Origin of the sequence: Mucilaginibacter sp. 22184 (assembly GCF_052045695.1) — a bacterium.
Classification (GTDB): domain Bacteria; phylum Bacteroidota; class Bacteroidia; order Sphingobacteriales; family Sphingobacteriaceae; genus Mucilaginibacter.
Genome location: NZ_JBQEPI010000007.1, coordinates 187,224 through 199,593, shown reverse-complemented (window position 1 = coordinate 199,593; position 12,370 = coordinate 187,224). Strand labels below are relative to the sequence as shown.

Here is a 12,370-nt window from a genome sequence, read left to right as displayed (position 1 = left end):
ATCATCATGAATAACACTGCTAAAACACCACAATTATTTTTGCGTTTGGCCCTGGGTATTGGTTTTATACTCCCAGTACTAGACCGGTTGGGCGCATTAGGCGATGCCGGCGTAAACGGCAACGCCTGGGGTAACTGGGCCAATTTTGTAACTTATACCAATACACTGCTCCCATTTTTGGGCAAACCAGCTGCGGGTATTATGGCATTGCTGGCTACTATTGCCGAAGCTCTGTTTGCCGTTTTACTAATCATCGGCTATAAAACCAGACTCACCGCTTTAGGAAGCTTCGCGCTTACATTGACATTTGCCTTGAGTATGGCCATTTTTGTTGGGCCGAGGATACCATTCAACTATTCGGTATTTGCTGATAGTGCCGCCGCCCTGCTACTGTCAACCATCCCGGTTTATCACTGGAGCCTGGATCATTATTTAAAAAAATAATTTATCCCTGCTTTATTTTAAAGCATCAATAGCCACATCGGCAATATCACGAAGTGTTTGTTCATCGGCACCGGTGCGGGCAGCTACCTTGATGCCGGTGATATTGGCAAAAACAAACCGGGCCAATGTATGGGCTGTTTTTTGGGTCGAAAACTGCCCTTGTTTCTGTCCGCTCTCTATCAGTTTGGTTAAGGCATCTTCCACACTCAGGTTGTTGTTATTAACCATATCGCCTATTTCTTTATCCTGCCCCGCCAGTTCAACAGCGGTGTTTACCATGAAACAGCCTTTCAGCAGCTTATCTTCCACACTCTCCTTGATCAGGCCGTCGAAAATTTGCTTTATGGTGGCTTCCGGGTCTGTAGCTTTGGCCAGCATACTGAGCATAGCGCCGGTTTGCTGAGTTTGATACAGCGACAGGGATTTTTTAAACAGCGTTCTTTTATCGGTATAGGTATTGTACAAACTCGACCGGTTAATGTTCAAACAATCTACCAAATCCTGCGCTGAGGTGCCATTATATCCCTTTCTCCAAAAAAGTTCTGCCGCTTTCCCCAGCAATTCATCCTCATCAAAATCTTTTTTACGTGCCATGGTCAATCAATTTAAAAAATCAAGCCCTGCTTATCGATCAGGCAAGCAGGACATGAGGCAAAGTTAATCAATTCAATAATTTGAAACAATCGTTTCAAATACGGGCAAATTTTTTAATAGATAATAGCGTTCACTGTTAAGCCGCCATCAACGGTAATTTCGGTACCTGTGATAAATGAAGCATCATCAGAAGCAAGGAACCGTACTACGTTGGCAATTTCCTGGGGTTGTGCAAAGCGGTTCAGCAATATTTTTTGCCCCAAAGCAGCGCCAAATCCATCAACCTGCTCCTGCTCCAACCCTAATTTGTCATACAGTGGTGTTGCAACCGGGCCGGGAGAAATAGCGTTTACCCTGATCTTACGTGATGCCAGTTCGCGGGCCAATACCTTGTTAAATGATAATACGGCTGCTTTGCTTGCGGCATAAACACTGCTATCGGCCACACCCAAAACTGCATTTACCGAGGTATTAAATATAATAGAAGCGCCATCATTCAGCAAAGGAATAAATTTTTGAACGGTAAAATAAACGCCTTTTACATTGAGGTTCATGATGCTATCATAATGATCTTCGGTAGCGGTTTCCACCGGACTAAAAGCTGCGATACCCGCGTTCAGGAACAGAATATCTACCTTGCCAAATTGGTCTTTAACGGCTTCAGCCAATTGATCTATCTGTTCAATTTTGCTTTGGTCTGATACAATGCCTGTAGCACCCAGTTCTTCGGCTGCTTTGTTTACGGCATCACGATTACGGCCGGTGATCACTACGGTTGCACCTTGTGCTATCAGTTCTTTAGCTGCTGCATATCCAATACCGCTGTTACCCCCTGTAACTACGGCAATTTTGTTGGTTAAATTATTCATTTTTTTTGTTTAAGATTTCTGTTTTGAAATGTTGAATCAAAGATAAGTATTTTGAAACGATCATTTCAAAATAAAAATCAATATTTATTTATTGCTTACAATGCACTGACATTTAGGGAATAAAATGGTTAATTTTGCCGTATTCAAAACACCGCCGAAGATTTCTTTGTCACTATTTAGCAAAACCGGCATCTAACCTAAAATAATTTAAAAATTGGGTAAGGGTAAAAGCCCTTGAGCGTGTTACATATACGCCATGCTTTATGTTGCCTGTAACGGCTCATAAAACTGACGCGCTATACACACAAAGCATCTATAAATTAATGACCATCAACCAAAAACTAATCACCCGTGGCCTCGCGCTTTTTATACCCGTGCTTTTTTGCACCAAACTTTACGCTCAGAATAACCTGATGAAGGAAATCTCGATCGGTGAGATCAAACAACAACGAATGGGCACCGTACTTGATAAGATAGCCAGCAAGGGCAACTTTTACTTTGCCTACAATAACAAAAACATTCCGGCTGATAGCATGGTATCCGTGGCCGGTTACCGCGGAACACTTTTTAGCCTGCTGGATAAATTACTGGGCGATAGCTACGAGTTTAAAGAGGTACCCGGGTATATTGTATTACGACATGCGCCCGGTAGGTTGTACATCACCGCCGAGGTAGATAAGGAATTCGCAATAGTTAAAGGTTATGTAAATGATGTTTCGGGACAGAAAGCTATAGCACAAGCCAGCGTTTACGAAAAAAATCAGCTGGTATCAACCTTAACCAACGACAAGGGTTATTTTGAGCTCAAGCTTAAAAACCCAACCGGCCCGCTCTCCTTAAGCGTAAGTAAGGAGAATTACCGCGATACGGCTCTTTATATATTGCCTGTAGTGAATGTGGACTCCAAACATAATAACAACAAGAATTATAAATATTACCCCGATGAAGGTTCGGGAAACGGTGTAGAGCATAGTCGTTTTGCCCGGTTCTTTATCAGCTCCAAACAACTGGTGCAGGGCATGAACCTGGGCAACTTTTTTGCCACAAGCCCCTATCAGGTTTCGCTGGTGCCCGGCCTGAGCACGCATGGTATGTATAACAGCCAAATCATTGATAAAGTTTCTTATAATTTGTTGGGTGGCTATACTGCCGGTATTAACGGTGTTGAGGCAGCTGGCATATTTAATATTAACCGTAAAGATGTGAAAGGCTTTCAGATGGCCGGGATATTTAACGTGGTGGGCGGCAGCCTGAGTGGGTTTGAAATAGCCGGAATTTACAACAATGTGCTCAACGATGCAAGCGGTATGCAAGTGGCCGGTATAGGTAACAGAACCCATAAATTTAAAGGCATGCAGGTGGCTGGTATAGCCAACCGCGATCAGGATGCAAGTGGCTTTCAAATGGCAGGGCTTTTTAATAGTGTAAAAGATTTTACCGGCGGTGTACAGGTAGCAGGCTTGTTCAATACCGGGCAGCAATCCAGTGGCGTGCAGTTTGCGGGCCTGTTCAATTGGTCGACAGGGCAAACGGGCTCACAAATGGCAGGCCTTTTCAACGTGGCCAAAAAGGTAAAGGGCTTTCAGCTTGGCTTTTTATTTAATGTAGCTGATAGCAGCGACCACCCCATCGGCATCATCAACTTTATAAAAAATGGCGAAAAAAGTTTGGCCATCAGCACAGATGAAACATCGTTTACCCATCTTGATTTTCGCTCGGGCGGCAGGGTGATGTACGGTTTAATTGGTGCCGGTTATAAGTTTGGCGATGCATCATCTAAAGACGCTTCATCTAAACATGTATTTGATATAGGTTTTGGCGCTCATATCATCAATCATCCCCAATTTTCCCTGAGTAGTGAGTACGTGGTACAGATCTTTACTAAATCCTATCAGACCCAATCTTTCAGGCTGCTAACTGGCTATAAACTTACCAAACTGTTACGCCTGTTTGCTGGCCCCACATTCAATATCAGCGGCTCCGATCCCAATGACGATGTCCAAATACGCGGCTGGGAACTGAGCAAACACATCAGCAATGATAATATCACCACTTTAAGTATTGGCATAACCGGCGGCCTGCAATTTGTTTGGTAATAAAAAAAGAGACGCGTGCGATGCGTCTCTTTAGTTATATGAATAGGGGTAAAAGAGTAATTGAAAAACGGATGTCAAGGAGCCCCGTCGAAGCATGGTAGGCAGGCTCCTGCGCTTCGACTTTCACATTATCATGTCATTGCGAGGAGGAACGACGAAGCAATCTCCTCCTATGCATATTGAACGCGAGGAGATTATTAATGGTGTTAATTATTCTTTTAAGGCATTAATGAGCTCCCTCCGGTCGGTTGTCCATACTACGCTCGCGTGATATAATTTTTATAAACCCTCTGCCAATCCAGGCATCCACGGTTGAACCAACGCGAATCGATACAAAAAGTGGGTTTACACATTTTCTTCGAAAAAATTATCAATTATTTGATTATCAATAATATAAATCAATATCAACCCTAAAAAGTGTAAACCATGTAAACCCACTTTTTGGTTAATTTAAGATCATGGAGTATCCGGACAGATCAAATAAAAGAGGCTGATCATGATTGATGATCGGCCTCTTTTATTATCTGATGATGACCGTATTTCCTACTTCTATGATTTTCATAGTAGGGGTTGTGTTTTTTATAGCAGCCAATACGTTGCTCAACGGATCGGTCCACTTGATGGGCATGGTAATAGGGATATTGTGCATGGCGGCATTCTCAATTTTGATATTGGCGCCATAAGCCTGGTTCAATAAACCAACCAAACGCGATAGCGGTACAGCATTAGCGTTATATACGGTATCCCTGTAATAGCCATACAGGTTGTCGGTATTCTCTTCAACTTTCCATTGTTTATCCCCGGGCTTGATGCTTACCATCTGGTTGCGGGTTAGCCTCACGGCGTTGCTGCTCCGGCTTACCTGTACAATGCCGCTTTCTACAATAATTTCAGTGTTGCGCTGTTTGCTTTTTACGTTAAAGGCCGTGCCTACATCTTTGATTGTAACATCATTCACGTGCACGGTAAAGGGGGCTGCCTCATTGTGCTTCACATCAAAAAATGCCTCGCCGGTAAGGGTGATCACCCGCTTCGATTTAAAAGTACCAGTATAGCTTATGCCCGAGTTCTTGTTCAAATGCACTACCGACCCGTCGGGCAAAGTATCTACCCGTACCTGATTGTTTGCCTGGATATTCACTACCTGGTTGGCGGCATTCTGCTGGTATAAAGCATAACCTATCCAGCCACCACCCAGTACCAGTATGGCAGCTGCGGCTATGCGCAGCCAGTTGGTGCTGGTGTTCCTGTTCATGGGAACCACTTTGGCAGGTTCCCGCTGTGCTGTCGCTCTTATTTCTTTAAATTTCTCCCAGGCCTCAGCCTCATTTAGCGGACTTACCTCTGCCAACCGTTTACCGGTTTCCAGGATAATTTTTACCTCCTCAAATTTTTTGGCATTGGCATGATTAGCACTCTTCCAGGTTTCAATCTCCTGCCCTTCATGGGTGCTGGCCTCTCCCAAAATATATTTGATCAGTATATCTTCGCTCATATCCTGTTTCATGATCTAAACATATTAAATAGCATAAATGCAATAAGTGGTAAAAATTCCTTCATTTCTTTTCTTAATATCCGTAGCGCTTTGCCCATGTGAGTTTCTACAGTTTTTATGGATATATCCAGCTGGTTAGCTATCTCCTGGTATTTTAATTCCTGGAAGCGGCTCAGCTGAAATATGGCCCGGCATTTTTCGGGCAGTTTGCCCAGGGCATTGTTTAAATGGTGCTCCAGTTCGCTCATTTTTAGCTTGCCCGCCGCATCATCTGTATCGTTCTTCATGGCATACGCTGTTGAGGTTTGATATTTTAATTGAACTTTTTGTCGCCTGATATAATTCAGGCAGTCATGATATACCGATTTGTACAGGTACGATTTAATGGATGTTTGAATATGCGCCCACTCGCTTTTTTCCCACAGTTTCAAGAACAGCGACTGTACAATTTCTTCCGCCACATCCCAGTCCTTCAACAATGTGAAAGCATACGCGTGGAGTTCCCTAAAATGTTTTTTGAACAGCTGCTCAAAAACGGCCTCGTGTTTATTGATCAAATCGGCCGTCGTCTCCTTATTATCCATTATGGGCTTTTTAGATTAGAATCAAGAGCCAAGAGTCAAGATAAGGACAAAATTAATTCGTTTGTTATTGTTTCCTGTCTTGTCTCTTGACTCTTATATCTTGACTCTCTTTTATAAGCTATTGAAATTTAAAACCAACCCCCAGGCTAAAGATATTGGCTTTTTGACCAAGCTCTTTATTCACCTTGCTTAAACCCAGGCTATAGCGGGCATCAAAAGTAAGGCTGCCGATATCAACACCTGCATCAATTACACCACCGGCGCTAAATTTCTTGTATTTAAATCCTTCCGGAGCAATTGGTGTTTTAAGATTATAATACAGATCCGGACCTGCTGATATCCTGAAATTCAGATCGGCAGTATTCACAAGTTTGTAGCCTACCATTAAAGGTACGTTCAATTGCCTGAATTTAGCTTCGTACTGATTAGAATTAAAACGGTATTTATCGCTGAAGGTTACATAGTTTAACTCCGGCTGAAAATATAAGGTTTGTCCGGCCCTGGCAAATATACCCGCGTTAAAACCTATTTTGCCCGATTTATCGTTTATAGCGCTCAAGCCTGTTTTTAAGGTAGAAAAGTTAACACCCGCCTTGATACCAAATTCAAGATCTGATGTCGACTGCGCCTTTGCAGAACCTATCCCTAAGGTAACCAGGATAGCTGCTGTTGCAAATAATTTAATTGCTTTCATTTTTTGGTTTTTGTTTGTGATCATCTTTATCTGTTTATTATTTTGTTATTCGATAGTATGACACGCCCGGTAAACTTTACCCTGACTGTGTTTTGAAAAAATTTTGTTTTAGACCCTTCTTTATTAAATTTTAAAGCGCCGGACCGGTGCGATTCCCTCCCTTGGGAGGGGGCAGGGAGGGTTTATTCGTAATGCATATTGCATAAACCCCTCCCTGCCACAACTCAACCCATCACACCCCTCCCGTGGGGAGGGAACTTATCAGTGAGGCTATTACAAACCCACCTGTATGCCCGCGGTATAACCCCAATAGAATCCATGCAGGTCGCGGCCATCATGACGTGTCCAGCTGTTGATATATTTGGTGGTCATACTGCGGCCTTCTTCGGTATTGGTATTTACATAATTGATAGACGGACCGGCGAATATCTCTACCTTATTGGCTATCCGAAATGATGGCATCAGGCGGAACGTCGACTTCCAGTACTCATCCCCATCCTTAAAACTTTCCAATCCGCCGTTAACCAATTCTGTATTCAGGCGGAACGATTGAATAGTTAACACATGCGCGCCAAAACCAGCCTCGTAGGCATACTTTTGTTTTTTATTCTTGAAATTGTAACCAATACCCACAATCCCGTAAAACACCTTACCACCAGAGCGGAAGGTTAACAACGCGGTTTGATTTTGATCGAAAGTAGCGCCAAGACCTTTCTCGCCGTTTTTGGCTATGTTGATGATCCCTACCTGTGTACCGGCGCTATCCGCAATGTTCATAAAGCCTATTTGTGTACCTTTTGATTTTTTGGCCAGGTTCATAAAACCAGCTATCTGCGTGCCCTTATTATCGCGGGCTATGTTCATAAAACCGGCAAGCTGCAGGGTTGAAACATTGCCGCCTTTATTCAAAAAACCGGCTATCTGGGCGCCGCTGCTATTCTTTGCGATGTTGGCAAAACCGGCTATTGCTACCCCATTACCGCCGCCATAAGTATTTAAAAATCCGGCTACCATGGTGCCATCAGCATTTTTAGCAACGTGGTTTGAAAATCCGGCTATCTGGAAACCACGCGCGTCATTGTGGATGATATTGGTGATACCGCCAATGGTAACCCCGCGCTCGGCGGCCGATACACCGGCGATGAGGTTTAACGAAAAACTATTGGTGTCGCGTGGAGCGCTTGTCCAGTTGCTGCTGAGTGGGTAAACCAGGCCAACATTGGTACGGGGCCGGTCATGATCCTGAGCTTGTGCATTGGTGCCCACAAATACTATTAAACAAAACGTCCATATTTTTAAAATAGTTAATAAGATGCTGTCATTGTAAGAGTAAAAATTCATAACTGTATTATTTATCGTGTATTTGCAGCTATGACACACTCCATAAACTTTACCCTGACTCTGTTTTGAGAAAAAAAATCAGGAATAGAATCAAGAGATAAGAATCAGGAATCAAGACAAGTAAAATCCTATAGATTTATATAGGGAATAGAATCAAGGGATAAGAGTCAAGAATCAAGACACGTAAATACAAAAGACATAATTTGCGAAAGAAATGAGATAACGCGGACAGGTTCTTCCCTCTTGATTCTTGACTCTTATCTCTTGATTCTAAAAAAACTGTAACATTTTACCCCCCCGTGCGAATAATTGGTAAAACACAATAGATAGGTACTTCGATGAGTAATCAACAAGAGGAAATATTTTTATCCATAATTGAACAGAACAAGGGAATCATCTACAAGATCGCCAATTCGTTCAAGAAAGATGAAAATGATAAAAAGGACCTGGTGCAGGAGATCATCCTGCAGCTTTGGCGGGCCTTCCCCTGTTTTGATGACCGCAGTAAGCTGTCTACCTGGATGTATCGTGTGGCGCTAAATGTGGGTATCAGCTCGTACCGGAAGGAGAAAAAAAAGAATGACGTGATCGTTCCACTGTCCGAAACGATGATGGATTTTAGCGAGGAAACAGAGACGTCACCCGAAACACAGCTTAGTCTCCTGCAGCAATTTATTAACGAACTGAAGGAGCTGGACAGGGCCCTGATGCTGCTATATCTGGAAGAAAAAAGCGGCAAGGAAATAGCCGAAATACTGGGTTTGTCTGAAGCTAACGTGCGCACCAAAACCAACCGCATTAAAGAACAATTAAAACAAAAATTTTCAAAAATTAACGCTTAATACAATGGAAGAGTCAATGATAAAACAACTGTGGCAGGAGTATGATCAGAAGCTGGAAAAAAGCCTGCAGCTCAATTATAAGATCATCAGGGAAATGCAAACCAAAAAGATCGAGGACCATATCAACTCGTTTCGCCGCAACCAGGTTTTGGGTGTGGGGGTAGGCATATTATTTACCGTTTTTCTGGGCTTCCTGGTGATCAATAGTTTAAACAATATCTATTTCGCTATCTCCATCGGCCTTATCGCCCTGTTCAATATTTTTGCCGTGGCCGCTTACATCAGGCACCTGGCCATGCTGGAGCGTATAAGTATAGCCGATAGCATAACCCACACACAGGAAAAACTGGCGGCTATACAAAGTTCGTTGAACATGGTCGGCCGTATCATGATATTGCAAACCCCATTTTGGTGTACGTTTTGGTACAATCAGCAGTTGGTTGATCATGGTGGAACAACGTTTTGGGCTATCAACCTTACCGTAGTCGCTTTGTTTACTATACTATCCCTCTATCTGTTCAATGCCCTAACCTATAAAAACATACACCGCAAATGGGTACGGAGCTTTGTTGAAAGTTTTGGAGGCAAAAAGATCATCAAAGCTATGGAGTTTTTGAAGGAGATAGAGGAGTATAAAACGGAAGGTTGAGGGAGAGAGGCAAGAATTAAGAGATAAGAATCAAGAAAAAAGGAATATGATTATTTATTTCCTAAATTGTTGGACATTTTCTTAACTCTTGATTCTTGTCTCTTGATTCTCAACCTAAAACGCATATATCTCCCCGCCGACAAAACCGATGGCCTGCGCGTACTGGTGGACCGCCTGTGGCCCCGCGGTGTTACCAAAGAACGGGCACAAATTGACCGTTGGATGAAGGACGTAGCCCCGTCAACCGAATTGCGCAAACAATTCCATGCCAACCCGCAAAACTGGACAGAATTTCAGCACAACTACATCGCCGAACTGCAGCAATCAAAAGAAGCGGTTAATGAATTGATCGAACTGATCAAAACGCACGATACAGTCACGCTACTCTATTCCGTTCATGACGAAAAGCAAAACCATGCAGTAGTGTTGCGGGAGTTTTTGTTGACATTCATATAAACGCGTCATTGCTAGCGCAGCGTGGCAATCCCCGATTTGTAGAGCCGCTCTATATTTTGGGGATTGCCACGCTGCGCTCAATAACGTGGTAGCTATAAATTTAAAGCCCTCTTCTTTGGATCGGGTTGGCTGAGGTTTTCCTCCCCTTCAGCAGCATTTTCATGCGCTGGCGTTTAAGCGATATTTTCACATAAGGTTGCTGTGTTTTATCAGCCTCCATTTTAAAGGCCGAGATGATATCCCGGTAGGATAATATACTCGTAACCTGGTTATCGACTGATGATAGTACAGGTAACACTTCCACATCAGTTTTCGACATCATCTCCATTGCATACCGCAGCGTATCGGTGCTTTTAACGGAAGCCCAGGCCTCTTTTTTAAGCAGATACTGTAATGGCGAAGCAGGGTCAAGATCAGTTCTGTAAATATCCGTCAGCTTTAAAGTACCGTTAAATTCGCCATCGTTATTTACTACAACAAGGTAATTATCGTGGATATTATTAGTACTTGCCCAGGCACGCACATCGGCAATGCTGTTGTTAAGATTGATGACTGTTGCTTCATCGCTGATCACCTGCGAAACCACCATTTTCTGCAGCAGATCGGGTTCAAAGGAATCTGGCGTAAAAATACCTCTGCGGGCTATTTTTTCGGTCATGATAGTATTTTCCATCAGGAAAAATGACACCATATAAGCAGCCGTACAAGCGCCCAGCAAAGGCAGCAGCGCATGCGATTGCATCGTAGCTTCCAGCGCGAAAGTAATACTGGTTAAATATGCCCTCGAAGCTCCCGCGAACATGGCCGACATACCGATGAGCGCCGCCATCGGGATACTGATACCCGAATTAGGGAATACCAATAAAATAAGCGTGCCCGTGAGCGCACCTGCCGCTCCGCCCATCGTGAGTAATGGCGCCAGAGTACCACCGGATGTACCGCTACCCAGCGCGATGGCCCAGGATAAAAATTTCAGGAACAACAGGTTACAAATAATGATCAGCGGCCATTTGCCCGATAGCAAACCCGTAATATTATCATACCCTACACCCAGCGTATGCGGCGCGAAAAAGCCGATAACACCTACCGCAAGGCCGCCGATAGCCGGCCACCAGATCCAGTGAATGGGCAGTTTTTCAAAATTATCTTCAATAACGTATACTATTTTGGTAATGCCCAATGATAAAAAGCCAATAACGATACCCATAAAGCTGTAAATACCCAATGCCAGGTTTGATGGCGTCGGCAAATCCGGCATGGGGAATACCGGTCCTGCCTCAAACAACAAATGATGACCCGCCGCTCCAGTTATACAGGCTAAAGCCACAGGCAGGATGGCTTTTGGGGAAAATTCAAACAGCAACAACTCAATAGCCAAAAACACGGCCGCTATAGGTGTACCAAATATAGCCGACATGCCCGCCGTTGCCCCTGCTGCCAGAATGATCTTCCGCTCATTAGCGGTTATCCGGAACAACTGCCCCAGGGTTGATCCTAAGGCGCCGCCTGTGGCTATAATAGGTCCTTCGGCACCAAACGGCCCACCGGTACCTATAGCAATAGCCGATGATACCGGTTTCAAAAAAGTTATAGCCGGGTTAATATTGCTTTCGTTCACCAATATCTGCTCCATAGCTTCGGGGATACCGTGCCCCCGGATAGCTTTCGACCCGTAAAAGGCCATAATACCCACCAGTATACCACCAATGGCCGGGATAATAATAACCCATGGCCCCAGATGGTTACCGGCAGGCGAGTGAAATCCCAGACTGAACGATCCATAGAAAGAGATGTTGGTAACCAGGTTGATCAGAAAGATCAAAACCTTGGCGATAAGACTGATAGCTACGGCCACCGCTACCGATAAACAAGAAATAAATACGAGTCGCTTTTTTTGAATGATACCGTTTCCGGAATTAGATGGGTTCTCTATATAATTTAACGCGGGCGATATGGGTATCCCGGCTTTACCTGTAGCTTTTTTTAATGATTCCATTTTTGCGATGCCGGCAAATGATTATTTGGGCCAGCTTTTCGGGGTACAAAATTAGAATATTTTCATCACAAATATTGCATAAACAATATAAATAAAACATTAATTTTACATTTTAATATTAATTGTATTATTTAAACAATAACTCACATGTAAGTTATTGTGATGAGTAGAATCGACTCGGTCTACGCTTTTTAATACACGCGTCATTGCGAGGTACGAAGCAATCCCCGATAAGCAGAGTGGCTCTGTATAGCATAGAGATTGCTTCGTACCTCGCAATGACGCGCGGAAATTGTAATGTATCCCCCTC

At 43.6% G+C, this 12,370-nt stretch carries 12 protein-coding genes; 5 read left to right on the top strand and 7 right to left on the bottom strand.

The window, feature by feature from the left end; genetic code table 11:
* The first annotated feature begins 6 nt into the window (after nt 1–6).
* Complete coding sequence (locus ACTJKG_RS16855) at nt 7–444, top strand: DoxX family membrane protein (protein ID WP_440739871.1); 438 nt, start codon at nt 7–9, stop codon at nt 442–444.
* 12 nt (nt 445–456) lie between these two features.
* Here the strand turns inward: ACTJKG_RS16855 and ACTJKG_RS16850 are convergent, their stop codons facing one another.
* Both ACTJKG_RS16850 and ACTJKG_RS16845 read right to left on the bottom strand, forming a co-directional pair.
* A complete protein-coding gene (locus tag ACTJKG_RS16850) occupies nt 457–1,038 on the bottom strand; it encodes a TetR/AcrR family transcriptional regulator (RefSeq protein WP_440739870.1) in 582 nt (193 codons plus the stop codon).
* A gap of 113 nt (nt 1,039–1,151) precedes the next feature.
* Nucleotides 1,152–1,907 carry an SDR family oxidoreductase gene (locus ACTJKG_RS16845; RefSeq protein WP_172336978.1) on the bottom strand — a complete coding sequence of 252 codons (756 nt, stop codon included), beginning with the start codon at nt 1,905–1,907 and terminating at the stop codon, nt 1,152–1,154.
* Between the two features lie 323 nt (nt 1,908–2,230).
* Between ACTJKG_RS16845 and ACTJKG_RS16840 the strand changes: the two genes are divergently transcribed.
* Nucleotides 2,231–4,003 carry a hypothetical protein gene (locus ACTJKG_RS16840; RefSeq protein ID WP_440739869.1) on the top strand — a complete coding sequence of 591 codons (1,773 nt, stop codon included), beginning with the start codon at nt 2,231–2,233 and terminating at the stop codon, nt 4,001–4,003.
* Between the two features lie 520 nt (nt 4,004–4,523).
* On the opposite strand, the gene ACTJKG_RS16835 is transcribed toward ACTJKG_RS16840, so the two are convergent.
* The 4 genes from ACTJKG_RS16835 to ACTJKG_RS16820 all read right to left on the bottom strand — a co-directional run bounded on the left by ACTJKG_RS16835 (nt 4,524) and on the right by ACTJKG_RS16820 (nt 8,117).
* Nucleotides 4,524–5,510, bottom strand: a complete 987-nt coding sequence (locus tag ACTJKG_RS16835) for a FecR family protein (protein ID WP_440739868.1) — start codon at nt 5,508–5,510, stop codon at nt 4,524–4,526.
* A complete protein-coding gene (locus ACTJKG_RS16830; RefSeq protein WP_172336975.1) occupies nt 5,507–6,082 on the bottom strand; it encodes an RNA polymerase sigma-70 factor in 576 nt (191 codons plus the stop codon). The genes ACTJKG_RS16835 and ACTJKG_RS16830 overlap by 4 nt, the downstream gene beginning before the upstream one ends.
* 118 nt (nt 6,083–6,200) lie before the next feature.
* The gene (locus ACTJKG_RS16825) at nt 6,201–6,776 is read right to left on the bottom strand and encodes a porin family protein (protein WP_172336974.1); all 576 of its coding nucleotides are present in this window, start codon (nt 6,774–6,776) and stop codon (nt 6,201–6,203) included.
* A gap of 273 nt (nt 6,777–7,049) precedes the next feature.
* On the bottom strand, nt 7,050–8,117 hold the full coding sequence (locus ACTJKG_RS16820) for a hypothetical protein (protein ID WP_172336973.1): 1,068 nt from the start codon (nt 8,115–8,117) through the stop codon (nt 7,050–7,052).
* 338 nt (nt 8,118–8,455) lie between these two features.
* Here ACTJKG_RS16820 and ACTJKG_RS16815 point away from each other — a divergent pair, with 338 nt between their 5' ends.
* The 3 genes from ACTJKG_RS16815 (at nt 8,456) to ACTJKG_RS16805 (ending at nt 10,064) form a co-directional block, all read left to right on the top strand.
* Nucleotides 8,456–8,959 carry an RNA polymerase sigma factor gene (locus ACTJKG_RS16815; protein ID WP_172336972.1) on the top strand — a complete coding sequence of 168 codons (504 nt, stop codon included), beginning with the start codon at nt 8,456–8,458 and terminating at the stop codon, nt 8,957–8,959.
* 16 nt (nt 8,960–8,975) lie between these two features.
* Complete coding sequence (locus ACTJKG_RS16810; RefSeq protein ID WP_440739867.1) at nt 8,976–9,608, top strand: hypothetical protein; 633 nt, start codon at nt 8,976–8,978, stop codon at nt 9,606–9,608.
* A 102-nt stretch (nt 9,609–9,710) separates the two neighbouring features.
* A complete protein-coding gene (locus ACTJKG_RS16805) occupies nt 9,711–10,064 on the top strand; it encodes a DUF488 domain-containing protein (RefSeq protein ID WP_172336970.1) in 354 nt (117 codons plus the stop codon).
* A 100-nt stretch (nt 10,065–10,164) separates the two neighbouring features.
* Here ACTJKG_RS16805 and ACTJKG_RS16800 read toward each other — a convergent pair whose 3' ends face one another.
* Nucleotides 10,165–12,060, bottom strand: coding sequence for a chloride channel protein (locus ACTJKG_RS16800; RefSeq protein ID WP_172336969.1), 1,896 nt, complete (start codon nt 12,058–12,060; stop codon nt 10,165–10,167).
* Nucleotides 12,061–12,370 lie beyond the last annotated feature (310 nt).

What these genes read in the sequence shown, in the direction of transcription:
- ACTJKG_RS16835 (WP_440739868.1), bottom strand. Translation starts at nt 5,510, where the DNA reads ATGAAACAGGATATGAGCGAAGATATACTGATCAAATATATTTTGGGA.
- ACTJKG_RS16800 (WP_172336969.1), bottom strand. Translation starts at nt 12,060, where the DNA reads ATGGAATCATTAAAAAAAGCTACAGGTAAAGCCGGGATACCCATATCG.
- ACTJKG_RS16825 (WP_172336974.1), bottom strand. Translation starts at nt 6,776, where the DNA reads ATGAAAGCAATTAAATTATTTGCAACAGCAGCTATCCTGGTTACCTTA.
- ACTJKG_RS16810 (WP_440739867.1), top strand. Translation starts at nt 8,976, where the DNA reads ATGATAAAACAACTGTGGCAGGAGTATGATCAGAAGCTGGAAAAAAGC.
- ACTJKG_RS16815 (WP_172336972.1), top strand. Translation starts at nt 8,456, where the DNA reads ATGAGTAATCAACAAGAGGAAATATTTTTATCCATAATTGAACAGAAC.
- ACTJKG_RS16820 (WP_172336973.1), bottom strand. Translation starts at nt 8,117, where the DNA reads ATGAATTTTTACTCTTACAATGACAGCATCTTATTAACTATTTTAAAA.
- ACTJKG_RS16855 (WP_440739871.1), top strand. Translation starts at nt 7, where the DNA reads ATGAATAACACTGCTAAAACACCACAATTATTTTTGCGTTTGGCCCTG.
- ACTJKG_RS16850 (WP_440739870.1), bottom strand. Translation starts at nt 1,038, where the DNA reads ATGGCACGTAAAAAAGATTTTGATGAGGATGAATTGCTGGGGAAAGCG.
- ACTJKG_RS16840 (WP_440739869.1), top strand. Translation starts at nt 2,231, where the DNA reads ATGACCATCAACCAAAAACTAATCACCCGTGGCCTCGCGCTTTTTATA.
- ACTJKG_RS16845 (WP_172336978.1), bottom strand. Translation starts at nt 1,907, where the DNA reads ATGAATAATTTAACCAACAAAATTGCCGTAGTTACAGGGGGTAACAGC.
- ACTJKG_RS16830 (WP_172336975.1), bottom strand. Translation starts at nt 6,082, where the DNA reads ATGGATAATAAGGAGACGACGGCCGATTTGATCAATAAACACGAGGCC.